A 24,441-nucleotide genomic window follows, 5' to 3' on the forward strand; every position below is an offset into this window, starting at 1 on the left:
TTTCCTCCTTATCGATAAATTTTGAATAATTTGATCGATATCCATCGCAAAAGTTGTACCAAAAACTAAACATGCGGTTGCAACTCCTGTAGACATATGGCGAGCTTCTATAAATATCATATCAACCCGTGGTTGCCGGTTTGGGTTTAATGTAAACTTGGTGGACGCCCAACAGATAAAGATCCGCAGTAGCCAGTAAAATTGAAAATAACGCCGCTTCGTCTACGTTGTAGATATTGTCAACCAGGTATACATTTCATTTAAATTGCTTTTATAATGAGTTATTGATCAACAATTAATGTTGATGAAATATTTTTAAAATTACTTAATATTTATAAAACTATTGACGATGATTAATTTTTGAAATAATTTAATAATATAAACTGACTGAACGTTCAATCAGTATTTAATTGCGGGATATATCCACTTCGAGCCGGGAAGGGGGTGATTTGTTCAAAAAGCCTTGTCCATTTTAGTAGACATTGATAGATGCAACTGGGTTGAGTTTGATCCAGAAGCGCCCGGGTTTTGTGCAAGATTTTTTGCATAACTGTCTATAGCCGAAGATTTTTTATTTGTTGCCCCGGCGAGCTCTGCGCTGCTATTCCGCACTAATTCCGCATTGTAACGGAGATTTGGGCTGCACCTGAGTTGGTATAATTTTTGCTTAATTTCTAAAGTAATCAGGGGACTAATTTATTTATCTGGCTGGTATATGTTGCTTTTTTATAGTACTATTTTACTAGGAGCATGTCCCCATACCAACTAAAAGGAGGAATATGCTTTGATATTCAAGTTAACAGAAGAGCAAGAGATGATTCGTAAAACAGTGCGGGATTTTGCGGAAAATGAAGTGGCTCCCAAAGCGGGCCCGATGGATGAGGCGGAAGAGTACGACTATACATTGTGGGACAAAATGGCGGAAATGGGCCTCACGGGCATCCCTTTTCCCGAGGAATACGGCGGCGCCGGCATGGATAATCTTTGTTACGCCATTGCGGTTGAAGAGCTTTCCAGGGTGTGCGCGTCCACCGGAGTTTTAATTTCGGCTCACACTTCCCTTTGCTCATGGCCGATTTACGCCTTTGGCACGGAGGAACAAAAGCAGAAATACCTGGTTCCGCTGGCCAGTGGTGAAAAAATCGGAGCGCTGGGTTTAACGGAGCCGTCCGCGGGTTCCGACGCCGGTTCCGTAAAGACAACCGCCGTGCTCGATGGAGATGAATATGTGCTTAATGGCAGTAAAATTTTTATCACTAACGGTGAAAAGGCGGATATTTATGTGGTGATCGCCAGCACCGACAAAACCAAGGGTCACAGGGGAACCGCCGCCTTCATCGTGGAAAAGGGTATGCCGGGATTTACCTTTGGCAAGAAGGAACATAAAATGGGGATTAGAGCGTCGTCCACCTATGAGCTTGTGTTCGAAAACTGCCGGGTGCCCGGGGAAAACATGCTCGGCGAGGACGGCAAAGGATTCAAGATCGCTCTGATGACCCTTGATGGTGGTAGAATAGGAATTGCCGCCCAGGCATTGGGCATTGCCCAGGGCGCATTTGATGAAGCTGTTAAGTACAGCAAGATCAGGGAACAGTTCGGTAAACCTATTAGCTCATTCCAGGGTATTCAATGGATGCTGGCCGATATGGCCACCCGCATTGACGCGGCCAGGCTCCTGGTTTACCGGGCTGCATACCTGAAGGATAACGGGGAACCTTACAGCAAAGAATCGGCAATGGCCAAGTTGTACGCATCCGAATGTGCCATGTGGGTAACCACCAAGGCGGTACAAATATTCGGCGGTTATGGATATACCAGGGAATACCCGGTGGAACGCATGATGCGAGATGCCAAAATTACCGAAATTTACGAGGGCACAAGTGAAGTGCAACGAATTGTAATTGCATCCAATATTTTAAAGTAAAAGTTTCATAATTAAAGATCCGTTTCTCTGCACTTTTCTGTGCCCGTAAGATATAATCGAACATATCCAGGACGGCGCTATTTTACAGCTGGGCATCGGTTCCATACCCAACGCCATCACCAATTATATAAATGGAAAAAGGAATTTGGTCATCCACACAGAAATGATTACTGATGGAATGGTGGATTTGGTTGTCCAGGGAGTAGTTACAAATGAAAGGAAAACCATACACCGGGGTAAAATCGTTGGTTGTTTTGCGCTGGGAACCAGAAGGTTATATGACTTTCTTCACGAAAATCCCATGGTGGAGATGTATCCCGTTTCTTATACCAACGATCCGCAGGTAATACCCCGCAATGATAACCTGGTTTCCATTAACGCCACCACGGCAGTGAACCTGTGGGGCCAATGCGCCTCGGAAAGCATCGGAGCCGTGCATTACAGCGGTACGGGAGGGCAGGTGGATTTTGCCCGGGGGGACCTGGCTTCCCGGGGTGAAAAAGGGTTTTGAGTAACTTATTCCACAACCTCCTGGGGAGAATACAAGATAGTCCCGCGCTTGCCCGAGGGAACCATAGTAACGACGGGTAAAAACGATGTTGATCATGTTGTGACCGAATACGGTGTGGCCAAGCTCAGGGGCAAAACGGTCAAACAAAAGGCCGAAGCCATGATTACCATCGCCCATCCGGATTTTCGGGCCGAATTGAAAAAACAGGCCCGCAGGTTAAACATAATTTAATTTAATCAGTAAAGGAGGAAATGTATGAAAATCCTAGTTTGTTTGAAGCAAACCTTTGACACAGAAGCCAAAATAACACTGGACAGCAACGGTAAAATTGAACGCAAAGGGGTTAGTTTGATTATGAACCCCTATGACGAGTTTGCTGTGGAAGAGGCCCTGCGCATCAAGGAAAAAGGCGAGGGTGAGGTTACCGTAATCAGTGTCGGAGGGCAGCAAACCCAGGATGCTTTAAGGCAAGCGCTGGCCATGGGCGCCGACAAGGCCGTGCTGGTTGACCCCGGCGACGTGGAGTTGGATGAATACTCAACTGCCACCATTTTGGCCAAGGTAATCTCCGGTATGGAATACGACATCATCCTCGGTGGCTTCAGGGCCATTGACGACGGTTCTGCACAAGTTGCCGGCAGGGTGGCCGAAATTTTAAACATTCCCGTGGTCAACGTGGTGACCAAACTTGAAATAGAGAACGGCAAGGCCGTTGCCACTCGCGAGATTGAAGGCGGTAGTGAGGTTGTTGAAGTGTCATTACCCGCTGTGATAACTGCCCAGAAAGGTTTGAACGAGCCCCGCTATCCATCAATGAAAGGGATTATGAAAGCCAAGAAGAAGCCCATGGACAAAAAGTCGCTGGCTGACCTCGGCCTGGATGAAAGCCAAATTGCCGCCAAGGTGAAAGCGATTTCCTTCTCGCTGCCGGAAGCGCGTAAGGCCGGCAAGGTAATTCCGGGCGAAGCCGCGGAAGCCGCCCGTGAACTTGCCAGGCTGTTACGTGAAGAGGCAAAAGTTATCTAGCAAATACCACGTATTTCACTATCAAGGAGGGAATAGATCATGGCTAAAGGAATTTGGGTTTTTGCCGAACAGCGTGAAGGACAGATCAAGAAAGTTACTTTTGAACTTTTAAGCGAAGGGCGTAAAATTGCCGACCAGCTCGGAGAAGAACTGTGCGCGGTGTTGGTTGGCAAAGACGTGGCCGGGTTGGCCGATTCTCTTGGCAAATACGGTGCCGATAAAGTGTTTGTAGTGGAAAATGACGCGTTGGAGAACTATACTACGGACGGTTATACCAACGTGGTGGCCGATCTGATCAAACAATATGAACCCAGCGCTTTTCTGCTGGGCTGCACCGTAACGGGACGTGATCTGGCCGCCCAGGTGGCCCAGCGGCTGCAAACCGGCCTGATGACAGATTGTACCGGCATGGAGATTGTCGAAGGCCAGCTGGTGTTTACCCGGCCGATTTATGCCGGCAAGGCCATTGTCAAGGCTTCCTGCCCCGAAGCACGCCCGGTAATGGCTACCATTCGCCCCAACACTTTTACTGCCGAAGAAAACACCAAAGCGGCTGAAGTGGTAAAAGTCGACGCCAACGCGGGCGATATCCGCCAGATCATTAAAGACATCGTGCGCCAGGTTTCCGAACGCCCCGAACTGACCGAGGCCGATATCATCGTCAGCGGCGGCCGGGGTATGAAAGGCCCGGAAAACTTTAAGATTCTGGAAGAGTTGGCCGACGTGCTCGGTGCCGCCGTGGGCGCTTCCCGGGCAGCAGTGGATGCGGGCTGGGTACCTCATAGCTTCCAGGTGGGCCAGACCGGTAAAACCGTTTCCCCCACCCTCTACATTGCCTGCGGTATTTCCGGAGCCATTCAACACTTGGCCGGCATGAGCTCCGCCAAATGTATCGTGGCCATTAACAAGGATGAAGAAGCCAACATCTTCAAGGTGGCTGACTACGGCATTGTTGGCGACCTGTTTGAAGTGGTGCCCATTTTAACCGAAGAGTTAAAGAAAATATTGGCCTAAGAAAATAGATATTGGGCGGAGTGCGGTTTTACCGCCTCCGCTAAATTCAACGAGATGTTTTGCAGTTGATTGGGGAAAAAGAGGTATGTTGACCCCCACACAAGGGCGGCAGCCCGGGAATGCCGAATCAATATTCGGCGAGGTGCAAGGTCAACATGATTACGGTTAAAGTTATAGTTTTTACGTTATTGGTGCTTTTCGGCTTGTATTCCTTTGGGATGGGGATTAAGGAACGCTACGATGTATTGATGATGGCCAAGCCGGAAAACAGGTTTGACGAACCGGGGCAAAGGCTGTGGGGAGCGCTGTCCATTATATTCGGGCAGAAAAGGTTGCTCAGGGAACCCGGAGCCGGCTTGATGCACTTGCTTATCTTTTGGGGACTAATTGTTTTTTCTTTTGGGTTAGTTCAATTTATTCTTGAAGGGCTGTTTCCCGGCGCAGCCATTCCAGTAATAGGCGTCAATCCCTACTTTTACTTACTGGTTGATATTTTTGGCGTGGCGGCCGCAGTGGGGATGCTTGTATCCGCTTACCGCAGGTATATTGCCAGAGTACCGCGCCTGGGGGTTGGAAACTGGCCGGAAGAAAAAGTTATTGTTGCTTTAATTTCGGCAATCGTGTTGATGATAACCAGTTATTTTATTTCCACCGGGGCACATGCGGTTTCCGTCGGCAGTGATCGTTATGCCCTGGCGCCCGTGTCGGGCTGGTTGGCCATATTATTTAACGACATGGACCAGGTTGCCCGCCAGGGTTTGTACAACGTGTTCTGGTGGATCAACGTTGCGATGGCACTTGGCCTGCTTGTATTTTTCCGGTACTCCCATCTGGTGCACCCGATGGCCGCGCCTTTAAACATATATTTCCGTAATTTACAGCCCAGGGGCGGCTCTATTAGGGATCTGGACCTGGAAAACGAGGAAGAAGAAAATTTCGGGGTTAGCAAAATAACGGATTATACCTGGAAACAATTACTTGATTGTTATGCATGCGCCGAATGCGGGCGGTGCCAGGACAACTGCCCGGCGTATCTTAGTGGAAAACCCCTTTCCCCGAAGCAATTAATCGCCACGTTGAAGGAGAATTTACCTCACAAAGCAAAATACCTTGGCGGTTTAAAAGATGCTTATGCAGCGACTGAAAACGGCGACGGCGGACAAAATGATTTACCGGTACTGGCGGGCAATGTGATCAGCGAAGATACTATCTGGTCTTGCACTACCTGTTACGCTTGCCAGGAGCATTGCCCGCAGCTTAATGAACATATCAATAAGATTATTGATTTAAGACGCAATCTAGTGCTCGATCAAAGTGAGTTCCCCGGCGAGGCTCAGCTGGCGTTTACCAACCTGGAACGCAATTTCAATCCCTGGGGTGTGGGTTGGTCCAGCAGGGGTGATTGGGCTACGGAAATGGATGTTCAGACAATGGACGAAGCCGAAGGGGCGGAATATTTACTTTTTGTGGGATGTGCCGGGTCGTTTGACGACCGGATTAAGAACGTAACTACCGCCCTGGTTAAAATTCTACGATCAGCGGGCATAAGTTTTGCAACATTAGGTGCCGAAGAAAAGTGTTGCGGTGATTCGGCCCGCAGGTTGGGCAATGAATATTTGTTCCAAACTTTGGTCCAAGAAAATATTGAAACATTTAATGAGTATGGGGTCAAAAAGATTATTACCGCCTGCCCGCATTGTTTTAACACGTTGAAAAACGAATACCCCCGTTTTGGTGGTAATTACGAGGTAATTCACCATACCCAATTCATTAACCGGTTAATCGAAGAGAAAAAGATTACACTGTCCGGTTTAAGCCGTCCGCTTACATTGACTTACCATGATTCCTGCTACCTGGGGCGTTATAACAACGAATACGAGGCGCCACGCCGCATTATCAATGGTTTGCCCGGCATTTCCCTGGTGGAAATGGACAGAAACAAGAGTAAATCGTTTTGCTGTGGCGCCGGCGGCGGTAGAATGTGGCTGGAGGAAAACATTGGAAAACGAATTAACGTTATGAGAACGGAACAGGCCCTGGCCACCCGGCCGGATATCATAGCCGTTAATTGCCCGTTCTGCCTCACCATGATCGAAGACGGCCTCAAGGAATTCGACCAGGCTGAAAACATTAAGGTAAAGGATATAGCGGAGCTAGTGGTTGGGTATTTACAGTGACGATTTTAAGCCGGCAGTCCTCTTGCCGGCTTAAAATAGATTGTGCGGCTTTAAGGCCGCTGGCCGAAACAGGCGGCGCTTGGAGGGAAAGCTTTGCCTGTTTTGCCTTGTTTATATTTTTAGAGGGAGGAGAATAATTTATGCGGGAAGCTGTTATCGTCAGTTCTGTTCGCACGGCGGTAGGGAAATACGGCGGTTCATTGACCACGGTGCCCGCTGCGGACATGGGAGCGCAGGTTATTGCCGAAGCCCTGCGCAGGGCCGGCGTTGAGCCCGGCCAGGTGGACGAGGTAATCATGGGTAATGTTTTACAGGCTGGTTTGGGACAAAACCCCGCCCGTCAAGCGGCAATTAAGGCGGGCATTCCCCACGATGTTCCGTCCTGGACCTTGAATAAGGTATGCGGCTCAGGGTTAAAAACGGTGGGCCTGGCCGCTCAACTGGTTGCTGCCGGAGAAGCCGACATTATTGTGGCCGGTGGCATGGAAAACATGTCGGCTGCTCCGTATCTTGTGGAAAAAGGCCGCTGGGGTTATCGCATGGGCGATGCCAAACTTGTGGATACTATGATCAGAGACGGCTTGTGGTGTGCATTTAACGATGTACATATGGGGATAACCGCGGAGAATATTGCGGCCAGGTACGGTATCACCCGTGAGGACCAGGATGTTTTCTCGGTCGGCAGCCAGCAAAAGGCCATTGCGGCAATTGATGAGGGTCGTTTTAAGGAGGAAATATTGCCGGTTCAACTGCCGTCTAAAAAAAGCGACCCTGTGATATTTGATACTGATGAGTTCCCACGGCGCGGAACCACTTTGGAAGTATTATCCAAACTCAAGCCCGCTTTTAAAAAGGATGGTACTGTTACTGCGGGTAATGCTTCCGGAATTAACGACGGTGCCGCGGCGGTGGTGGTAATGTCAGCCGAAAAGGCCAAGGAGCTGGGTGTAAAACCGTTGTTCGCCATCAGGTCAACAGCTTCCGCCGGCGTGGATCCGGCCTATATGGGTCTGGGGCCAATTCCCGCCAGTAAAAAAGCGCTGGCCAAAGCCGGCTTGACCGTAGCCGATCTTGATTTAATCGAGGCCAACGAGGCGTTTGCAGCCCAGGCTATAGCTGTAATCCGGGAGTTGGAGCTTCCTGTGGAAAAAACCAATGTCAACGGCGGGGCCGTGGCCATCGGGCATCCCATCGGTTGCAGCGGAACCAGGATACTGGTCACTTTGTTGCATGAGATGAAACGCCGGGGCAGCAAGTATGGCCTGGCTACGTTGTGTATCGGTGGCGGGCAGGGCTGCGCTTTGGTAGTGGAAAATATTAATTAATAATTATGACAGATGAATATGAATTTCGGGGAGGGGTTTATAATGGAAATTAAAAAGATTATGGTGATCGGAGCCGGGCAAATGGGTTCGGGTATTGCCCAGGTGGCAGCTGTGGCCGGGTTTGAAGTGGTACTTAATGATATTAAGGATGAGTTTGTGAACAGGGGCCTGGGGGTAATCGGGAAAAACTTAAGCCGTGATGTAAGTAAAGGCAGGCTGGAGGAAGCTCAGAAAGAAGCCATTTTAAAACGGATCAAGCCCTCAACCAGCTTACAGGACGCTATTGACGTGGATATCGTTATCGAGGCTGCTGTAGAAAACATGGAAATTAAAAGCAATATCTTCCGTGAACTGGACGGTATCGCCCCGGCCCACGCCATTTTGGCCACCAATACATCCTCCCTGCCGATTACTGAAGTGGCGGCGGTTACAAAACGCCCGGAAAAGGTAATTGGTATGCATTTTATGAATCCGGTGCCGGTCATGAAGCTGGTGGAAATAATTCGCGGTCTGGCCACAAGCGATGAAACATTCAACTTGGTTAAAGAGCTCAGCGAGCGGATGAACAAGGTGCCCGTCGAGGTGAATGACGCCCCCGGCTTTGTGAGTAACCGGGTGCTCATACCCATGATCAACGAGGCCATTTACTGTGTTTACGAAGGCATAGCCACGCCGGAGGCGGTGGATCAGGTAATGAAACTGGGCATGAATCACCCCATGGGGCCGCTGGCCCTGGCGGACCTTATCGGCCTTGACACCTGCCTGTATATCATGGAAGTGCTGCATAAGGGCTTCGGTGACAGCAAGTATCGCCCCTGCCCGCTCCTACGCAAGTATGTTGCCGCCGGCTGGCTGGGCAGAAAAACCGGACGCGGATTTTATGTTTATGAATAAATCATAAATAATCTGTGAGGAGGCATCCCAATGGGCTGGAACAATATCCTGCTGGAAAAGGAAGATAATCTTGCCGTAATGACGATAAACAGGCCAAAAGTGCTGAATGCCCTTAACGGTGAAACATTGAGGGAACTGGACGAGGCGGTGGAGCAAATAGCGGCGGACGACGAGGTCCGGGTGGTTATTATTACCGGTGCGGGGGAAAAAGCGTTTGTTGCCGGTGCCGACATTGCCTTTATGCAAACCCTCACGCCGCTTGAGGCCAGGCAGTTTTCCCGTTTGGGCCAAAAGGTGTTCAGTAAAATTGAGAATTTACCCCAACCGGTTATCGCTGCCATCAACGGATTCGCCCTCGGCGGCGGCTGTGAGCTGGCTATGGCGTGCGACATCAGGATAGCTTCCGAAAACGCCAAATTGGGCCAGCCCGAGGTTAACCTGGGTATTATCGCCGGATTTGGCGGTACGCAAAGGCTGCCCAGGCTGGTTAACCCCGGTTTGGCTAAAGAAATTTTATTTACAGCCGACATGTACGACGCCGAAGCTGCCCATCGTATTGGGCTGGTCAACCATGTGGTACCAGCAGCGGAATTGATGAACTTCTGTAAAAACATGGCCAGGCGCATTGCCGCCCGCGGCCCAATAGCCGTACGGCTCAGTAAGGAGGCCGTAAACGAAGGGTTGGAAATGGATTTGGAAAAAGCGATTGCGCATGAAGCCGATTTATTTGCCGTGGCTTTTGCCACGGAGGATAGAAACGAAGGTATTTCCGCCTTTCTTGCCAAGAAGAAGCCCGAGTTCAAAAATAAATAATACTTTAATTTCTATTGGATAGGGTGGCCGCACACGGTTGCCCTATCAACTTTTTATCAATTATTAACTCCCTTTATATGTATGAGTACTTTCGGAAAGTCCGAAATCACACCTATCGAGCCCTTTAAAGAGGGCTTTTTTATTTTCACCCCAGTCAATGCAGGGGTAAAAATAGCTAATATACCGACATTATTAAAGGTATTAATTGATATTTAAGCCTAATCATCGTAAACAAGCTAATATGGAACTTCAGGGTGTTCAGGGGTGACGCAAAGCTGTGCTGTTCCTTCAAGTCAGCTTCCGTAAGGTCGACATATCGTCTGGTCATTGTCAAAGTGGCGTGCCCCATTGTCCGCTGAAGGCGTGGCCGCCGTTGCGAGGGTATAGCAGGGCGAAGGAGTGCCTTAAATCATAGGGCCTAATTTTGGTGCCCAGTTTTTTGCTGTAATACTCCAACCTGTCGCTCAGGTTTGGGCGGTTAAGGGTGTGCCATCGGCGGTGCAGAATACGGGGACGCTGTCTTTCCATGCGGGGTGCCTGGCCGCAATTAAATCCCTTATCACCTGTGCGGTGGCCGGCATTACCGGCATCGTCCTGCTTACCCTTGTTTTGGCGTTTTCAGCCCGGATAACTACGTTCAAGTTTCTTAAATTAATATCCGATACCAGCAGGGAAAACGCTTCCTTTGGTCGAATACCTGTATCAAGGATTAGTAATATTAAGGCATAGTCTCTAAGTCCAGCAAATGTTTTTTTATTGGGCAAGGCGAGTAACTGTTGGAGAGTGTCGGCGTCCAGGTTGCATATTCGCCCTCGTCTTTTCGGCGTCTAAACCCGGACAACGGGTTTTCGGTAAAGATACCTTCCTGTATGCACCAGTTGAAAAATACCTTTAAATAGGTCAGCCTAAGGTTGAAGGTGGACGGTTTAACCGGCTGTGCCATGTTTTCAAGTAGATTTTTCTTCAAGGTTTTAGGGTCATATACTTTGGGATGGCGTTTAAAGAATTGGCTTATGTGTAACCTGTAGTCTTGAATTGTTCTTTCGGAAACGCCCTGTGCTTGTTTCCAGTAAAGAAAGTCCTGCATAGCATCCTGCCATGTATCAGGTAAATGCTTCTCCAAACGAATAACTTTTGCTATAAAAATAAAACCCCCCTATGGATTTGCAAAGGGGGATAATCCATTGTGTTTGACGGGCTTGTTTTAGACACATCGGATTGCACTAAAAAGGTATATTTAGATAGGTGTCTAATAATGCGAAAACTGCAGGTGACTTAACAATGCAAGCGATAGTTGGCGGCAAGATTATCACTATGGATGGTGCATACATTCCGGCAGGTACGGTCCTGATTGAACAGGGGAAAATAGCCGCCGTTGGGGATAAAATTCAAATTCCATCCGGGGCTGAAGTATTTGATGCAACGGGCATGGTCGTCATGCCCGGTTTTATTGATAGCCACACCCACCTGGGAATAGCGGAGGAAATTTTCCGCGTTGAAGGAGACGACGTTAATGAAATCACCGATCCGGTTACACCGCATTTACGGGCCTTAGACGCCATCAATCCCTTGGACCTTGGTTTTCAGGACGCCCTGGCGGCAGGCATCACCACCGTCGTGACTGGACCGGGAAGCGCCAATGTGCTGGGGGGGGAAATGGTTGCTTTAAAAACCCGTGGAACAGTTGTCGATGATATGGTCATCAAGCAGCCTGTAGGTCTAAAAGCCGCCCTGGGAGAGAACCCTAAACGCAATTACGGGCAAAACCGGAAAACCCCGGCCACCAGGATGGCCTCGGCGGCCCTATTGCGCGAAACCCTGGTGCGTGGTGTCGAATATATCAAAAAGCAGGACCGGGCAATTCGTAATAAAGAAACCCATGTTGAGCGCGATCTCAAACTTGAAGCGGTGGCCAGGGTGCTGCGCCATGAAATACCGCTGCGGGTACATGCCCACCGGGCGGACGACATCATGACTGCGCTGCGGATCGCCAGGGAATTTGACATCCGTCTCATTATCGAACATTGCACCGAGGGACACCTGGTGGCGGACAAGCTGGCGCAGGCAGGTGTTCCGGCGGTGGTCGGGCCGGTGATAACAAACAGGGCCAAAGTGGAATTACAGGGGCGCAGTTTGGAAACCGCCGCAGCTCTTGTAAACAAAGGCGTGGCCTTCGCGATTATGACGGACCATCCGGTGGTTCCGATCCAGTATTTAGCGATATCAGCCGGGCTGACCGTCCGCGGTGGGCTTTCCGAAGAGCAGGCGTTAAGCGCAATTACCATCGGTGCAGCGCGCATACTGGGGCTGGATAATAGAATCGGCAGTATTACACCGGGTAAGGACGGGGATCTAGTTATACTGAGCGGCCATCCCTTTGACCTGCGCACCGTGGTGAAAAGGGTTTATCTTAATGGCCAGGCTTTCGATTTTTAGATGTATTGTATTACAAACACAAATTTTTTTATTCCAGCTTGAAGGAATTTGTTGTATGAGGTAGAATAATAACAGGTAATGGTAACAAAATACTAAAATTCAAAAACATGTTATGTTTTACAGAAAAGGGGTGCTCTTCCTTGTCCGGTCCAAAAAAAATGAACATATTGGTGGTGGATGACCAGCCGGGGGTTCGTTATTTGCTGGATATTGTAATAAAAGAGGCCGGACACAGCGTAAATACCGCCCAAAACGGTTTGGAGGCGGTGGAAAAAGTACGCGCCTGCAAGCCGGATCTTGTATTCATGGACGTGCGCATGCCCCTGATGGACGGCCTGGAGGCTCTGGCCAAAATTAAATTAATCTCACCGAATACGGACGTGGTAATTATGACGGCTTACGGGTCCGATGATACCATTGACAATGCCCAAAAGCAGGGCGCGCTTTGCTGTATGGCCAAGCCTTTTGATGTAGAAGACATAAAAAATTTCCTGGACGATTACACCAGAAAAAAATTAAATGACCGGTGCATAATTAATACAAAAGCCATTTAGGTTTAGAGGATACACTCGGCATTATCCTCTTTTTTATTGCCATCGTGGGCCGCCGGTTAAAATGAAAAATTAAATTTCAGCAGGTATATCTGTATCCTGGCCGGCGGGTTATAATAACTAATATATAATACTAATATATAATTTCGTATATTCCTGGAGGATTTGTTCATTGTTGACCTTGTACACGCAATCTGCCGGAGAAACGGAACGGCTTGGGGAAGTAATCGGGGGATTGTTGCAGCCGGGAGATGTGGTAGCGCTGAACGGTGACCTGGGAGCGGGTAAAACTTGCCTGGCCAGGGGAGTGGCCCGCGGTTTGGGAGTGCGGGACCGGGTTACCAGCCCCACTTTTACTTTGATTAATGAATATAATGGGATGATACCGCTGTACCACATGGATATGTACAGGCTGGGCAGCCCGGAGGAACTAGAAGACCTGGGCTACGAAGAATACTTTTTCGGGCCGGGGGCAACCTTACTGGAATGGGCGGGACAAGTCGAACAATACTTGCCGCGCCGCCGACTGGACATATTCATTACCAAATTACCGGATGACGAAGAAAAAAGAAAGTTTGAGCTGGTCCCGCACGGCGAGCGGTTCGAGCAGATGGTGAAGGAGCTGACGCGACGTGTACGTGCTGGGAATTGAAGCGGCTACACCGGTGGCATCAGTTGCGGTGGTTACGGAGGGCAAAATCATTTCCGAACGCATGGTCAACAACCGCCGGACCCACTCGGTGAATCTATTGCCCATGGTGCGGGATACGCTGCTGGATGCCGGAATTGATAAACGGGAATTGTCCGGAATAGCCGTATCCATTGGCCCGGGATCATTTACCGGATTACGTATCGGCATGAGTACCGCCCGAACACTGGCCCAGGTGTTGAAACTGCCCGTCGCCGGGGTCCCGACCCTGGACGCGCTGGCCTATCCCCTGGAAGGATACGCCGGTATCGTTTGTCCCTTGCTCAACGCCCGGAAATCAGAAGTATATACCGCCGTATATAAAAATGACAAAACGGGCCAATCATGCCTGCGGCCCGCCTTTGCCACGGGAGTGGAGCAGCTTTCGGAACTGCTATTGTCTTATAACGAACAAGTAACGTTTCTGGGAGACGGGGTGGGTGAATATCGCGATTTACTTCAAAACCTGATGGGTAGTAAAGCCCGGTTTGCTCCCGAATGCGTTTCATTTCCCCGCGGCGCCGCAGTGGCGGAATTGGGTTTGATCATGTTAAAATCCGGCGCCGGGCAAGACCCCATGACTCTATTACCGCACTATGTACGGCAGTCGGAGGCCGAAATAAAATGGCAGGAAAGGTGTAAATCCCGTGAGTGATCAAAACACTGTTACTGAAATTAAGATCGAATCAATGCAGCTGGAACACCTGGACCAAGTAATAGCCATTGAAAATACTTCTTTTCCCACACCATGGACCAAGAACGCCTTTGATTATGAACTGCAATACAATGATTTTGCCCATTATATCGTCGCCCTGTTGGATGAGCGTAAAGTGGTGGGGTACGCGGGAATGTGGGTTATTTTGGATGAGGCTCATATTACCAATGTAGCCACCCACAAAGAATACCGGTGCCGGGGAATAGGTATGGCCTTGATGCGCGAAATGATCGCCAGGGCGGTATTACTTGGCGCGGAACGAATGACCCTGGAAGTGCGGCCGTCCAATAAACCCGCGCGGGCGTTATACGCCCGTCTGGGTTTCGTGGAAAAAGGCGTTAGAAAAAAATATTATTCCGACACTCAAGAAGATGCCATCATTATGTGGAAATACAATCTTGTCAACTGACCACGGTTAATGGAGAAAGGAATGAATAGCAATGTCTCGAACTTTGAGAGTGCTATTGCGCATTGGCGGTTTGGCGGTTATCGCTGTGGCGCTGCTGGCCAATCTGCCGGGCGCGTGGGCCATGATCGCCGGCCTGGCCGGCGTTGTTATGTTCCTGGCTGCGGGACCCACCTGAGGTGATTGTTAGGCCGTGGAACGGCTTATAAGCGCGCAAACAAATAGGGCTTTACAGCAGATGGGACCATTCGGCAGCATGGCGAAACCCGGTATTTGGATGGTGATTTACTCCATTCTATACATGATACATATTTACCGGCCTGGCCATGTACCAGTTTTGAAACGCGACATCTAAGCCGTGACGAAATCGCATCAAAATCACCAGAATTTACGACTTGCATTAATAGATATTTGTGATAAAATATATTACGCAGCAATTTTGAGCGTGCGCCTGTAGCTCAGGGGATAGAGCGCCGGCCTCCGGAGCCGGGTGCACAGGTTCGATTCCTGTCAGGCGCACCAAACCAGCATTAACGCGAAAACCCTCAAGCCCTTGATATACAAAGGTTTGAGGGTTTTCTGATTATAGTATCAACCCACATATGTCAAGATGCAAACTGGAAACTTATCTTCCGATTAATGGAGCCTTAAGCAATACATGGTAATTGTTTTTGTACCCATTCAAGAAGATGCTTAAACTCGGGTATATTCTCAAAACCTGTATCTTCAAAAGGGATGCCCAAATAGCGACAGGTGGGCGTTTGGTAGCCAATATCCTTATACAACCTGTGGTAATTGTAGTGCTAAACATAGCTGTCTATTGCTTCCTGAGCTTTGCTAATTACCTTGGTATTTTGGATTGGCGTGACCACCACGCCGGCAACCGGGAATTATTCCCCTGGGCGTTTTCTTCTTGCCGACGGCTTTGATTTATTTAGTGATTGAATTGGTTTTCAAGGCCGCATGACGAAAACAAACGACCGGCAGGATTCCAGCTTTCAAGGGAGAAAATATATCCAGTTTCGTTTAGGAGGTGTGCAGCAAACAAAAAATGCGCAGATCGTTTTTAATTGTATCCCTGTTTGTAATACTAGCCGCCCTGTTGTTCCTGCCGGGCCTTGCAGGTGCGGGCACGCTGTACAGGGGGATTACAGTACAGGACCGCATCCTGGTGCCCCTCCGGAGTGTGTTGGAAGCATTTGGCGCATCGGTCGGGTGGGACGGTTCCGAAATCACGGTTCAAAAAGGAGATAGGGTTGTTTCCCTGAAGGCAGGTTCGAGCCGTGCCAGGGTAGAGGGAAAAGAAACCCTTCTGGACGTGCCGCCCCGTGTGGTCGACAGTATTACTTACATACCCCTGCGCTTCGTTTCCGAGGCTTTCGGAGCAACAGTGGGCTGGTACGAAAAGACCGGTACGGCCACCGTCAGCCTGGACGGTAAGTTCGTTCAAGTTAAGTTGTCCAACGGCGGGAGTGCTGGCATCAAACAGTATTCTCGCCAGGTAGGGCATATCAGGGCAACGGTAGTGGAAATCCCGCCCGGTGCCCCCGTCAGGGCTGTGGTTGCACTGGCCCGCGACAGGGTAGGCGCGACGGAAGACCTGGCCTCGATTGCAAATCGCTACGGCGCGGCGGCCGCCATCAACGGTACCTTTTTTGAAGCGTATGGCGGCATACCAGAACCATGGGGTACCATCATTAGGGACGGTAAGGTCGTGCACGTGGGCAACGTCGGTTCCGTGGTGGGGATAACTTCCGATGGCCGGGTTAAGATGGACACGGTGCGCATAAAAGTGGAGGGCGGCACCGGAGGTTCTTACGAATGGCCCGACAACTGGTACGCCTACGGTTTTAACAGAACGCCCCGATCGGACGGCAGCGCGGCGTACATTTACACTCGCGAACGCGGCAGTTCCCTTGGATTTGCTTACGGCACTTCGGTGGTTGTATCCGGTGGGAAAGTAGTCAGGGTGGTGGAAGGCCAGGACGTTACAATCCCCGGCGATGGTTTCGTGATCAACCTCACCGGTTCGGAACGGTACATGCGGGACCGTTTTGAACCGGGGAAGAGTGCCAGCTACCGGATAGTTTTTGAAGACATGAACGGTAACAGGCTGGACTGGTCGGACGTAGTGACTGCCGTGGGTGCCGGACCCAGATTGCTGACCGGGGGCCGAATCACCGTCGATCCGGCCGGTGAAGGATTCACCAGCGCAAAGATCTTAACGGGCGGAGGGGCCAGAAGCGCCATTGGCGTGAAATCGGACGGCAGCATTTTACTGGTGACAGTGCCCGGCGCAACCATCAACCAGCTTGCGTCGGTTATGAAAGAACTGGGCGCCGTGGATGCCATGAACCTCGACGGTGGAGCGTCATCTGGGCTTTACTATAAAGACCGCTATCTGACTACTCCAGGCCGCAGGATAAGCAACGCCCTGTTATTCATTCCTGCTCACTAGGTCTTTTAAGAGTCGGGAACAACCCGGCTCTTTGTTTTTTTCAAGATCGAACCTGGACGGATACAGGTTCAGGCCCTAACAATATTATAGAAAAAGCGGGCCAGGCAAATTGTCCGGCCCGCTTTTTAGTTGAGGGGGAGGTGGGATTTCTGGAACACCTGAAAAAAGCCGCCGGAAAAGCGGTCAAAAAAGCGATTAAGGCCGGGGAGAAAAAAATATTGCTCATGCTCCTACCATACCTGGCGCCGATCATCCTCTTTCTAATAATTTTTTCCCTAATTGGTGTATTAATCGCTGCAACGTATTCTGCCATGGCATCGGGCGGGTATATGACAGGTGTTAACCCCTCCCCGGAGGACGTAAAAATCAAACAATTTGAAATTCTATGTAAATAGGTGAATAAGGGATTTGGCTCTAAAATCAGGGGTTAAACGGTCTCTATAAAGTTTATTTGCAGGGGGGAACTGATTATGTTGATTATTTACCTTAGCAAGTTATAGAGAAAGCTAAACCTTGTTGAGTGTTCCAACTCATCTCCCATGGCCAGGAAAAACGTATCTCTCACCAGTTGATCCGTGTTGGAAAGAATGATGTCCTTGTAAAAATCAGCCGCTTCCAGTTCATCCCTAAGAGCGATCAGTAAACCCTCTTTATAGGTCCGGTATTGAACTGGTCTAATGGAGTACTGGGGAGTCTGTCCGGTAAAATATCTGTACAACCTTGTAAAAGCCTCCAAATGTTCCAATTCATCTTGATAAGCATGATTAATGAATTCCCTGTGAAGCTGGTCCGGAGCTTCTCTTAATAATCGAGAATAAAAATCAGCCGCAGTTGCTTCATCAACGATGGATTCATAAACATTTTGCAGGAGTTTTCCAAAATTATTGGGCCCCAGTATTGGCATTTGAGGTATTTGTAATTGGTACTGTTTATGTTCCGATGGCATTCCAGGGACAGGTTGGTAATGATTCATTACATACCCTCCAATTAAATAATCAAAATACCTTTTTCTGACGGCAATACTCCTCTACATCCATCAACGTTTCGCCAAAACGCTGGAAGTGCACAATTTCTCGTTCACGCAAAAAGCGCAATACATCTTTCACCAAAGGATCATCGGTTAGGTGAATCAGATTCTCATAAACCGCCCTGGCTTTTTGTTCCGCCGCCATGTTTTCATGCAGGTCGGCAATAGGGTCACCGGTTGCCGATACATATGCGGCCACCCAGGGTACTCCGGCAGCGTTGACCCAATACAATGAACGGTCGTGGTCTGCGTAATGGGTGCCCAGGTCGGCGGCTTTGATCGCTTCAATCGGAGCACCGTCAATCAGTTTATAAACCAGAGTGGCCACAACTTCCATATGAGCCAACTCCTCGGTACCGATGTCCGTTAAAACCCCCTTGGCTTTCCCGGTGGGCATTGTATAACGCATATTCAGGTAGCGAAGGGCGGCGGATAATTCACCTTCCGGCCCGCCATACTGACTAATCACATATTTAGCCATCCGGGGGTCGGGTGCGGAAACTCTGACCGGGATTTGCAGCTTCTTTTCATAAACCCACATACTCACAAGTCCTTTCGTTGTTTTTTTAGTAATTAATTTCCCATGGCCACGGGCTATCCACCCATTTCCAGTAATTCTGCGCAGCCGGTGAATAGCCGTAACCAAGCAGCGGGCCGTACAACTGCTCGTAATTACGCACATGCCGCATCAGTTCCTGGTGTGTTTGATTAAACATGGCCAGCGCCCGCTGGTCCTGGGGATGAGTGTCGAGATAAAGATTCAGTTCGGTGGCCATAAAAGACAACTGTTGTATCTGTAGTAGCAATTGGGCCTGTTTACCATTATCCACAAGTATCACCTCCGGCTAATACGGATATGGCCTGTAAAGCTCGGGGAACATGGTGCCTGCCTCCAGCGCCCTGTCGGGGGGATAAACTGTCCCGAGTCTCTGAATCACTACATAACACCGGGCCAATTCCATGCCCGGGTAAGGCATGCCGGAGTAATAACCCAAGCCTTCAGCGGATTGATTTGACGCTGCCTGGGCTTTGGCCTGGTCCTTAAGATTTTTATTTTCATCCCTAATCAAATTGCATACCTCCAACCGAAATTATTCCAATTCATGTTCTTATTAGCAAATTATGATTTCGCTGCAAGATATGTTACAAATAAATCAGTAAATATTTAGCTTTTTTGATTATTTAAACAGGAAGGATTACCCAGGCAAAAAGGATAATAACATGAAACAGTGAGGAAAACACAAAGGAGGCTTCCGTTATGATTAAATCACGCAGAATGCAGGTGATGATCAGTTTAATCCTTTCCGTACTGGTGCCGGCCCTTAATGGCTTAATTTTAATTGCAAAGCGTAAAGCAAGTGATAAGTTGGCCAATAAATGGGAATTTCCGGGAGGAAAAATTGAGGCTGGAGAGAGTCCGGAAGAGTGTTTGCGGCGAGAAATGAAAGAGGAATTTCAAATTGTGCAACATCAAAAAAGCCTCATGGCATTTGCCTTGAGGCTTGCTGATAATTAATCCGACCATTTTGGTTTCCTTTTTTCCAAAAAGGCGCTGATGCCCTCGCGGGCATCCCTGGTGGTACTGTTCAGCGTTATCACTTCACTGGCATAGTTAAGCGCCTGGAAGTCCTCCATGTTGATTTGTTGATAGAATGCCCTTTTACCTACGGCAATGGCCGAGGCGCTATAACCCGCTATTGTTTTGGCCAGTTCAAGCGTTGCTTGTTCCAGCTCCCCCGGGGGAACCACTTTGTTGACCAGGCCGTGGAGCAATGCATCCCGTGCGCTCATAAATTCACCGGTCAATAACATCTCCATGGCTTTTTTCCGTCCAACGTTTCTGCTTAAAAAAACAGCGGGGGTGCTGCAAAATAGACCAATTTTTACACCTGGTGTACCAAATAAGGCATCATCGGAAGCCACGGCCAAATCACATGCCGCGACCAGCTGGCAGCCGGCGGCGGTGGCAATGCCATGCACCTGAGCTATCACCGGCTGGGGCATTTCCCGGATGGCGCGCATGGTTATATAGCAGGTCTGGAATAGTTTGAGCAGCTCCTGGGGATCGCTTTCGTAGACTTCTTTCAGGTCGTGCCCGGCGGAAAATATTTTTCCGACCCCTTTGATAATTACCACGTTGACGTTTCTTTCCGTCGCAATCCTGTTTAATAGATTGGTCAGTTCTTGTAGTAATTCCCGGGAAAGGGCGTTGCGTTTATCCGGGCGATTCATGCTTATCAAACCTACTTTTTCCTTTTCTTCATAGCGCAGATATTGATATGTCATTTGGTTTACCGGTTTATTGTTCTAAAAATATTAAATAGTTTGAAACTTAACAATAAACCATCTAACACCTCCCTTGACTTCATTTTAATATAATCCCGGGTGTTTTCGCAAATGCCCTTGTTTAGCAATCAAAAGATTTGTAAACATGTTATTACTTTCACTTGTTTATTAAAATTTTTTTATTTTTTTTTCAGGCGTTTTTCAGCTATACCTGTCATTATTAAATAAAAAAGTGGCAGGAGGTTGGAAAATGTTTGCGGACAAGTATAAAAAAACGCTTGTTATTGGCGTAGCGGCGGCACTACTGCTGGAAGTTTTCTTATTAATTGCGGCCTTTGATTTCCTTCCCGGGAAAACTTATAAACCGGCCATAGCGTTGAACAACGGAGCCCCGTCGCCCGCCGTCGCCGAGGCGTCACCCGTGGGCACAAACATTATTGCCGATATCGTGGAAAAAACCAGTCCGGCGGTGGTTAAAATTGAAACACTGTCTAAAACTGGCGGCCAGGTAATTGATCCTTTTTTCAATGACCCTTTTTTCCGCCAATTTTTCGGCACACCGGGGCCGTTTCGAGTTGAGCCCGACGTGCGCAAGGGTATGGGTTCCGGATTTATCATCAGCAAGGACGGGTATATCTTAACTAACGAGCATGTAATTGATCAAGCCAGTGAAATCAAAGTTTATCTTGCTGGAAGAGACAAGCCGCTGGCGGCCCGGGTGGTGGGGAAGGATTTCGAGCTCGACCTGGCGGTGCTCAAGGTGGATGCGGGTAATAACCTGCCCTACATTGAACTGGGTGATTCCGACGCTGCCCGGGTAGGCGAGTGGGTCATTGCCATCGGCAATCCTTACGGGCTGGACCACACCGTAACAACAGGCGTAATCAGCGCCAAGGGCCGGCCAATCACTGTTGATGACCGGCAGTATAAAAACCTGTTGCAAACCGACGCTTCCATTAACCCTGGTAACAGCGGCGGGCCGCTGTTAAACTTGTCGGGCAAGGTGGTCGGCATCAATACCGCCGTAAACGCACAGGCTCAGGGAATTGGTTTTGCCATTCCGGCCAACACAGTAAAATCGGTACTGGATACACTAATCAGCAAAGGTAAAATATCCCGCCCCCAGATGGGCGTATATATCCAAACTCTCACCGCAGAGCTCGCGGAGCAGCTCGGTTTAAAAAGCAAACAAGGGGCGATTATATCGGGCATAATCCCCGGATCGCCCGCGGAGAAGGCCGGACTCCGGCAGGGGGACGTGATCCTGCAAATCGACCGGCAAAATGTTCAAGATGCGGGTGATGTTACCGATATCATCCAAAAACACAAGGTTGGCGACAAAATAGCGCTGTTGGTGGAAACAAGCGGCACCCAGAAGTATGTCACCATGACCCTGGAGGAAAAATAACTACATTCCACCATGTCCCGTCCGCCTGTCCCAGGCGGACTTTTTATACTCGTTAATCTTATCTATACTGTCAATAGGAACTACTGGCCGGTGCGGAGAAATATCTAAATATCGTAATTCGAACGCCTTTTGATGGCGATCGGACGAGCATGACAGCTTAACAACGGAAAAATTATTAACGCCAAAGCCGGGAGTTTGATCTGCTTGCGCATTTTGTTTATTGATGATGACGAAAAAATAACCGCTTTAATGCACAGGGTGCTGACATTTGAAGGGCACGAGGTTTACCTTGCGGCAAACGGGAAAGACGGGTTGCGGGAAGCACAGCGGGTTAATCCGGATTTAATTATTCTGGATATCATGATGCCGGGCATGGACGGGTGGGAAGTCTGCCGGAGACTCAGATTACAAAGTGATGTTCCCATTCTTATGCTTACGGCCCGGGACGAAGTAGCCGACCGGGTCAGGGGTCTGGACGCCGGGGCGGACGATTACCTGGTTAAACCGTTTGCCCTGGAAGAACTGCTGGCACGGATCAGGGCGCTGTTGCGCAGGGCGCGCGCAGCCAGGGCACAGAATAGTCTCGTGCTAACCTTTGCCGACCTGGTCCTGGACGTGGAAAAAAGGGAAGTCCGCCGGGGCGACCAGGTAATCCCGCTGACGGCGCGGGAATTTGAACTGCTCCGGATGTTCATGGAACATCCCCGCCAGGTGTTGACGCGGGACCAGATCATGGAACGGGTCTGGGGCCACGACTTTTCCGGCGAATCAAACGTGCTTGAGGTATATGTGGGCAACTTGCGACAGAAGATGGAAAGCGCCGGCAAAAAGAGACTGATTCACACCGTACGGGGAGTTGGATATACCTTGAGGGAGTGATATGGGCATGTCCCTGCGGATGCGGCTAACCCTGTTATATACCGGGGTTCTAAGCATGATTTTGTTAATTTTATCATCAGTATTGCTACTGGCCACTTCCCACATATTACACCGGGAAATCGACGAGAATATCGCTTCCAGGGCAGCATCGGTAATCAAGTCGATTAGAATTGAAGACTCTTTGTTTTTGCGCGAAGTGGTGCTGCCGGACGTTGATGTTTTCGCAGCCCCGGATACCTATCTGCAGATGGTGAACGCCCGCGGCAGGGTGGTGTCCCGCTCGAACAATTTGGGACGGCAATACCTGCCCTTAAGCGAGTATACCCTGCGCTCCGCCCTGCAGGGGCAAAAGTTTTACGAAACAGTGCGCGCCGGCGAACAGGAAATACGTGTTTACAACGTCCCCCTGGTGGTTGACGGGCAGTTGGTGGGGATACTCCAGGTGGGTCGTGCCCTTTCAACAGTTAACACTTTACTGGCCAGGCTGCGCTTTTTTGTAATCACCGGGGGAGCGATGGCGGTAACCCTGGCCGGCATTCTAGGGTGGTTCTTGGCCAAAACCGCGCTCAACCCGGTGGAACGGATCATTCAAACCGCTTCATCCATCGAAAGCGGCGGTGATTTGAGTAAACGCATTGAAACCGACAGGGCGCCGGATGAGTTGAGCCGTTTGGCCAAAACGCTAAACGCCATGTTTGAACGCCTGGAAAACATGTATCACCGCCTGCAGGAAAGTTACGAACTGCAGCGCAGGTTCGTTTCCGACGCTTCCCACGAATTGCGCACGCCGCTGACCACTATCAGGGGCAACGCCGAACTGCTGCTGAAGATACAAAATCCAGATTCCACCCTTGCCAGGGAAGCCCTGGAAGATATCGCCGGCGAGGCGCGCCGCCTCACCCGTTTGGTGGAGGACCTGCTGGCGCTGGCCCGTGCCGACGCCGGGTACGAACTGGAAAAAGAAGTTGTGCCGCTGGAGAGCTTGTTGCAGGATATTTCAAAAAAAGCGCGCTTCATGGCCGGCGATAGGGAACTTGCTTTGAACAATCTGTGTCCGCCCGCAACAATGATTAAAGTAAACAGCGTTTATTTCGAGCAATTAATTCTCATTTTACTGGACAATGCTTTTAAGTATGCGCCACCGGGCACGGCGGTGAGCCTGACCGTGCAAATTCAACGGGAAGGACGACTGGAACTGGCGGTTGCGGACCGGGGCCCCGGCCTGGCTCCAGGCGAGGAAAACCGTATTTTTGATCGTTTCTACCGCGGCGAAGGCACCCGGGGCAAGGAGGGTTCCGGGTTGGGGCTGGCCATCGCCCGCTGGATCGTCAACCAGCACGGTGGTTATATCAATGCCGCCAACAGGCCCGGGGGCGGGAGCGTCTTTACGGTAAGCCTCCCGGTTATTCAGTAACTTGATTTTGCTATTGGCTTTTTGTTTTAAATAATTAACCTTTACAAAAGTTTAAACATAATATATTATAACATTCAAATGAATGTTATAATATAGAGAGGTGTGACGATGGCAACTGAGTTAAACGATCACGTATGCGAGTGTTTTTCATATGATGAAGAAAAAGTTAGCCGGTTAAAGCGGGAAGTAGCCGTTACCAGCGGAATGGGCCAATTGTTCAAGGCACTGGGCGATGAAACCAGGATAAAAATCATCTACGCCCTCGCCCGGGAGGAGCTTTGTGTCTGTGACGTGGCTCAAATTATAGACGCCAGCGTAGCGACGGCTTCCCACCATTTACGTTTATTGAAAAATATGGGACTGGCCCGGAGCAGGAAACAGGGTAAAATGGTGTTTTATTCACTGGCTGATCGATGCGTAGAAACGATTGTCGAGGCTGCTTTGCAACACTATACACAAAAGGGATATTGGGCAAAATAATTATCGTCA

The 24,441-nt window shown here is 49.5% G+C and carries 27 protein-coding genes, 1 tRNA gene and 1 pseudogene; 22 read left to right on the forward strand and 7 right to left on the reverse strand.

All coding sequences use genetic code 11. From position 1 onward, the window contains the following. Positions 1 to 784: 784 nt before the first annotated feature. The 8 genes and pseudogenes from IT084_RS08870 (at position 785) to IT084_RS08905 (ending at position 9,684) form a co-directional block, all read left to right on the forward strand. Positions 785 to 1,924 (forward strand): acyl-CoA dehydrogenase, encoded by a 1,140-nt coding sequence (locus tag IT084_RS08870; RefSeq protein WP_195712504.1) that lies wholly within the window; start codon positions 785 to 787, stop codon positions 1,922 to 1,924. A gap of 178 nt (positions 1,925 to 2,102) precedes the next feature. Beyond that, positions 2,103 to 2,666 (forward strand): annotated as a pseudogene (locus IT084_RS08875) (acetyl-CoA hydrolase/transferase family protein). Between the two features lie 24 nt (positions 2,667 to 2,690). Continuing rightward, the gene (locus IT084_RS08880) at positions 2,691 to 3,461 is read left to right on the forward strand and encodes an electron transfer flavoprotein subunit beta/FixA family protein (RefSeq protein WP_195712505.1); all 771 of its coding nucleotides are present in this window, start codon (positions 2,691 to 2,693) and stop codon (positions 3,459 to 3,461) included. Between the two features lie 39 nt (positions 3,462 to 3,500). Beyond that, a complete protein-coding gene (locus IT084_RS08885) occupies positions 3,501 to 4,475 on the forward strand; it encodes an electron transfer flavoprotein subunit alpha/FixB family protein (protein WP_195712506.1) in 975 nt (324 codons plus the stop codon). Between the two features lie 119 nt (positions 4,476 to 4,594). Beyond that, the gene (locus IT084_RS08890) at positions 4,595 to 6,652 is read left to right on the forward strand and encodes a heterodisulfide reductase-related iron-sulfur binding cluster (protein ID WP_243276866.1); all 2,058 of its coding nucleotides are present in this window, start codon (positions 4,595 to 4,597) and stop codon (positions 6,650 to 6,652) included. 140 nt (positions 6,653 to 6,792) lie between these two features. Beyond that, on the forward strand, positions 6,793 to 7,977 hold the full coding sequence (locus IT084_RS08895; RefSeq protein ID WP_195712507.1) for an acetyl-CoA C-acetyltransferase: 1,185 nt from the start codon (positions 6,793 to 6,795) through the stop codon (positions 7,975 to 7,977). A 42-nt stretch (positions 7,978 to 8,019) separates the two neighbouring features. Beyond that, positions 8,020 to 8,871, forward strand: a complete 852-nt coding sequence (locus IT084_RS08900) for a 3-hydroxybutyryl-CoA dehydrogenase (protein ID WP_195712508.1) — start codon at positions 8,020 to 8,022, stop codon at positions 8,869 to 8,871. Between the two features lie 30 nt (positions 8,872 to 8,901). After that, the gene (locus IT084_RS08905) at positions 8,902 to 9,684 is read left to right on the forward strand and encodes an enoyl-CoA hydratase-related protein (protein ID WP_195712509.1); all 783 of its coding nucleotides are present in this window, start codon (positions 8,902 to 8,904) and stop codon (positions 9,682 to 9,684) included. Between the two features lie 464 nt (positions 9,685 to 10,148). Here IT084_RS08905 and IT084_RS19010 read toward each other — a convergent pair whose 3' ends face one another. After that, positions 10,149 to 10,448, reverse strand: a complete 300-nt coding sequence (locus IT084_RS19010; protein WP_207744497.1) for a tyrosine-type recombinase/integrase — start codon at positions 10,446 to 10,448, stop codon at positions 10,149 to 10,151. Further along, positions 10,403 to 10,771: a phage integrase N-terminal SAM-like domain-containing protein gene (locus IT084_RS17995; RefSeq protein WP_207744510.1), complete on the reverse strand. Its 369-nt coding sequence runs from the start codon at positions 10,769 to 10,771 to the stop codon at positions 10,403 to 10,405. The genes IT084_RS19010 and IT084_RS17995 overlap by 46 nt, the downstream gene beginning before the upstream one ends. A gap of 194 nt (positions 10,772 to 10,965) precedes the next feature. Between IT084_RS17995 and IT084_RS08915 the strand changes: the two genes are divergently transcribed. The 9 genes from IT084_RS08915 to IT084_RS08955 all read left to right on the forward strand — a co-directional run bounded on the left by IT084_RS08915 (position 10,966) and on the right by IT084_RS08955 (position 17,333). Next, positions 10,966 to 12,120: an amidohydrolase gene (locus IT084_RS08915; protein WP_195712510.1), complete on the forward strand. Its 1,155-nt coding sequence runs from the start codon at positions 10,966 to 10,968 to the stop codon at positions 12,118 to 12,120. A 158-nt stretch (positions 12,121 to 12,278) separates the two neighbouring features. Next, positions 12,279 to 12,674 (forward strand): response regulator, encoded by a 396-nt coding sequence (locus tag IT084_RS08920; protein ID WP_195712579.1) that lies wholly within the window; start codon positions 12,279 to 12,281, stop codon positions 12,672 to 12,674. A 169-nt stretch (positions 12,675 to 12,843) separates the two neighbouring features. Then, positions 12,844 to 13,323 (forward strand): tRNA (adenosine(37)-N6)-threonylcarbamoyltransferase complex ATPase subunit type 1 TsaE, encoded by a 480-nt coding sequence (tsaE, locus tag IT084_RS08925; RefSeq protein WP_195712511.1) that lies wholly within the window; start codon positions 12,844 to 12,846, stop codon positions 13,321 to 13,323. Next, entirely contained in the window at positions 13,304 to 14,014 is a 711-nt protein-coding gene (gene tsaB, locus IT084_RS08930) for a tRNA (adenosine(37)-N6)-threonylcarbamoyltransferase complex dimerization subunit type 1 TsaB (protein ID WP_195712512.1), read from the forward strand. Before tsaE ends, tsaB begins: the two co-directional genes overlap by 20 nt. A 34-nt stretch (positions 14,015 to 14,048) precedes the next feature. After that, a complete protein-coding gene (rimI, locus tag IT084_RS08935; protein ID WP_195712580.1) occupies positions 14,049 to 14,483 on the forward strand; it encodes a ribosomal protein S18-alanine N-acetyltransferase in 435 nt (144 codons plus the stop codon). Between the two features lie 31 nt (positions 14,484 to 14,514). Further along, on the forward strand, positions 14,515 to 14,658 hold the full coding sequence (locus IT084_RS08940) for a hypothetical protein (RefSeq protein WP_195712513.1): 144 nt from the start codon (positions 14,515 to 14,517) through the stop codon (positions 14,656 to 14,658). 269 nt (positions 14,659 to 14,927) lie between these two features. Next, a tRNA-Arg gene (locus IT084_RS08945) sits at positions 14,928 to 15,002 on the forward strand. 529 nt (positions 15,003 to 15,531) lie between these two features. Further along, entirely contained in the window at positions 15,532 to 16,938 is a 1,407-nt protein-coding gene (locus IT084_RS08950) for a phosphodiester glycosidase family protein (protein ID WP_195712514.1), read from the forward strand. A gap of 140 nt (positions 16,939 to 17,078) precedes the next feature. Further along, positions 17,079 to 17,333, forward strand: a complete 255-nt coding sequence (locus IT084_RS08955) for a hypothetical protein (RefSeq protein WP_195712515.1) — start codon at positions 17,079 to 17,081, stop codon at positions 17,331 to 17,333. A gap of 86 nt (positions 17,334 to 17,419) precedes the next feature. Here the strand turns inward: IT084_RS08955 and IT084_RS08960 are convergent, their stop codons facing one another. Genes IT084_RS08960 through IT084_RS18195 form a run of 4 tightly spaced genes read right to left on the reverse strand, consistent with a single transcriptional unit; the run spans position 17,420 to position 19,035 of the window. After that, complete coding sequence (locus IT084_RS08960) at positions 17,420 to 17,911, reverse strand: ferritin-like domain-containing protein (protein ID WP_195712516.1); 492 nt, start codon at positions 17,909 to 17,911, stop codon at positions 17,420 to 17,422. Between the two features lie 22 nt (positions 17,912 to 17,933). Further along, positions 17,934 to 18,506, reverse strand: coding sequence for a manganese catalase family protein (locus tag IT084_RS08965; protein ID WP_195712517.1), 573 nt, complete (start codon positions 18,504 to 18,506; stop codon positions 17,934 to 17,936). 25 nt (positions 18,507 to 18,531) lie between these two features. Continuing rightward, positions 18,532 to 18,795, reverse strand: a complete 264-nt coding sequence (locus tag IT084_RS08970) for a spore coat protein CotJB (RefSeq protein WP_195712518.1) — start codon at positions 18,793 to 18,795, stop codon at positions 18,532 to 18,534. A 15-nt stretch (positions 18,796 to 18,810) separates the two neighbouring features. Further along, entirely contained in the window at positions 18,811 to 19,035 is a 225-nt protein-coding gene (locus IT084_RS18195; protein ID WP_195712519.1) for a spore coat associated protein CotJA, read from the reverse strand. A 215-nt stretch (positions 19,036 to 19,250) separates the two neighbouring features. Here IT084_RS18195 and IT084_RS08980 point away from each other — a divergent pair, with 215 nt between their 5' ends. Beyond that, positions 19,251 to 19,481 carry an NUDIX domain-containing protein gene (locus IT084_RS08980; protein ID WP_195712581.1) on the forward strand — a complete coding sequence of 77 codons (231 nt, stop codon included), beginning with the start codon at positions 19,251 to 19,253 and terminating at the stop codon, positions 19,479 to 19,481. Here IT084_RS08980 and IT084_RS08985 read toward each other — a convergent pair. Next, positions 19,478 to 20,251: an enoyl-CoA hydratase gene (locus IT084_RS08985; protein WP_195712520.1), complete on the reverse strand. Its 774-nt coding sequence runs from the start codon at positions 20,249 to 20,251 to the stop codon at positions 19,478 to 19,480. The two genes, IT084_RS08980 and IT084_RS08985, sit on opposite strands and share 4 nt — an antisense overlap. Positions 20,252 to 20,501: 250 nt before the next feature. Between IT084_RS08985 and IT084_RS08990 the strand changes: the two genes are divergently transcribed. The 4 genes from IT084_RS08990 to IT084_RS09005 all read left to right on the forward strand — a co-directional run bounded on the left by IT084_RS08990 (position 20,502) and on the right by IT084_RS09005 (position 24,432). After that, complete coding sequence (locus tag IT084_RS08990; protein WP_195712521.1) at positions 20,502 to 21,659, forward strand: trypsin-like peptidase domain-containing protein; 1,158 nt, start codon at positions 20,502 to 20,504, stop codon at positions 21,657 to 21,659. Between the two features lie 198 nt (positions 21,660 to 21,857). Continuing rightward, positions 21,858 to 22,538 (forward strand): response regulator transcription factor, encoded by a 681-nt coding sequence (locus IT084_RS08995; RefSeq protein ID WP_195712582.1) that lies wholly within the window; start codon positions 21,858 to 21,860, stop codon positions 22,536 to 22,538. Positions 22,539 to 22,545: 7 nt separating this feature from the next. Next, a complete protein-coding gene (locus tag IT084_RS09000) occupies positions 22,546 to 23,952 on the forward strand; it encodes a HAMP domain-containing sensor histidine kinase (protein WP_195712522.1) in 1,407 nt (468 codons plus the stop codon). A gap of 108 nt (positions 23,953 to 24,060) precedes the next feature. Then, entirely contained in the window at positions 24,061 to 24,432 is a 372-nt protein-coding gene (locus IT084_RS09005; RefSeq protein ID WP_195712523.1) for a metalloregulator ArsR/SmtB family transcription factor, read from the forward strand. Positions 24,433 to 24,441: the final 9 nt, after the last annotated feature.

It is taken from the genome of Desulfallas sp. Bu1-1 (assembly GCF_015594625.1).
In the GTDB taxonomy this organism is placed as follows: Bacteria; Bacillota; Desulfotomaculia; order Desulfotomaculales; family Desulfallaceae; genus JADNRQ01.

Coding starts and splice junctions, on each gene's coding strand:
- IT084_RS17995 (WP_207744510.1), bottom strand. CDS start 10,771: ATGCAGGACTTTCTTTACTGGAAACAAGCACAGGGCGTTTCCGAAAGA.
- IT084_RS08895 (WP_195712507.1), top strand. CDS start 6,793: ATGCGGGAAGCTGTTATCGTCAGTTCTGTTCGCACGGCGGTAGGGAAA.
- IT084_RS09000 (WP_195712522.1), top strand. CDS start 22,546: ATGTCCCTGCGGATGCGGCTAACCCTGTTATATACCGGGGTTCTAAGC.
- IT084_RS08940 (WP_195712513.1), top strand. CDS start 14,515: ATGTCTCGAACTTTGAGAGTGCTATTGCGCATTGGCGGTTTGGCGGTT.
- IT084_RS08960 (WP_195712516.1), bottom strand. CDS start 17,911: ATGAATCATTACCAACCTGTCCCTGGAATGCCATCGGAACATAAACAG.
- IT084_RS08985 (WP_195712520.1), bottom strand. CDS start 20,251: ATGACATATCAATATCTGCGCTATGAAGAAAAGGAAAAAGTAGGTTTG.
- IT084_RS08965 (WP_195712517.1), bottom strand. CDS start 18,506: ATGTGGGTTTATGAAAAGAAGCTGCAAATCCCGGTCAGAGTTTCCGCA.
- rimI (WP_195712580.1), top strand. CDS start 14,049: ATGCAGCTGGAACACCTGGACCAAGTAATAGCCATTGAAAATACTTCT.
- IT084_RS08890 (WP_243276866.1), top strand. CDS start 4,595: ATGCCGAATCAATATTCGGCGAGGTGCAAGGTCAACATGATTACGGTT.
- IT084_RS08880 (WP_195712505.1), top strand. CDS start 2,691: ATGAAAATCCTAGTTTGTTTGAAGCAAACCTTTGACACAGAAGCCAAA.
- IT084_RS08915 (WP_195712510.1), top strand. CDS start 10,966: ATGCAAGCGATAGTTGGCGGCAAGATTATCACTATGGATGGTGCATAC.
- IT084_RS08905 (WP_195712509.1), top strand. CDS start 8,902: ATGGGCTGGAACAATATCCTGCTGGAAAAGGAAGATAATCTTGCCGTA.
- IT084_RS08990 (WP_195712521.1), top strand. CDS start 20,502: ATGTTTGCGGACAAGTATAAAAAAACGCTTGTTATTGGCGTAGCGGCG.
- IT084_RS09005 (WP_195712523.1), top strand. CDS start 24,061: ATGGCAACTGAGTTAAACGATCACGTATGCGAGTGTTTTTCATATGAT.
- IT084_RS08950 (WP_195712514.1), top strand. CDS start 15,532: ATGCGCAGATCGTTTTTAATTGTATCCCTGTTTGTAATACTAGCCGCC.
- IT084_RS08920 (WP_195712579.1), top strand. CDS start 12,279: ATGAACATATTGGTGGTGGATGACCAGCCGGGGGTTCGTTATTTGCTG.
- IT084_RS08885 (WP_195712506.1), top strand. CDS start 3,501: ATGGCTAAAGGAATTTGGGTTTTTGCCGAACAGCGTGAAGGACAGATC.
- IT084_RS08900 (WP_195712508.1), top strand. CDS start 8,020: ATGGAAATTAAAAAGATTATGGTGATCGGAGCCGGGCAAATGGGTTCG.
- IT084_RS08980 (WP_195712581.1), top strand. CDS start 19,251: ATGATCAGTTTAATCCTTTCCGTACTGGTGCCGGCCCTTAATGGCTTA.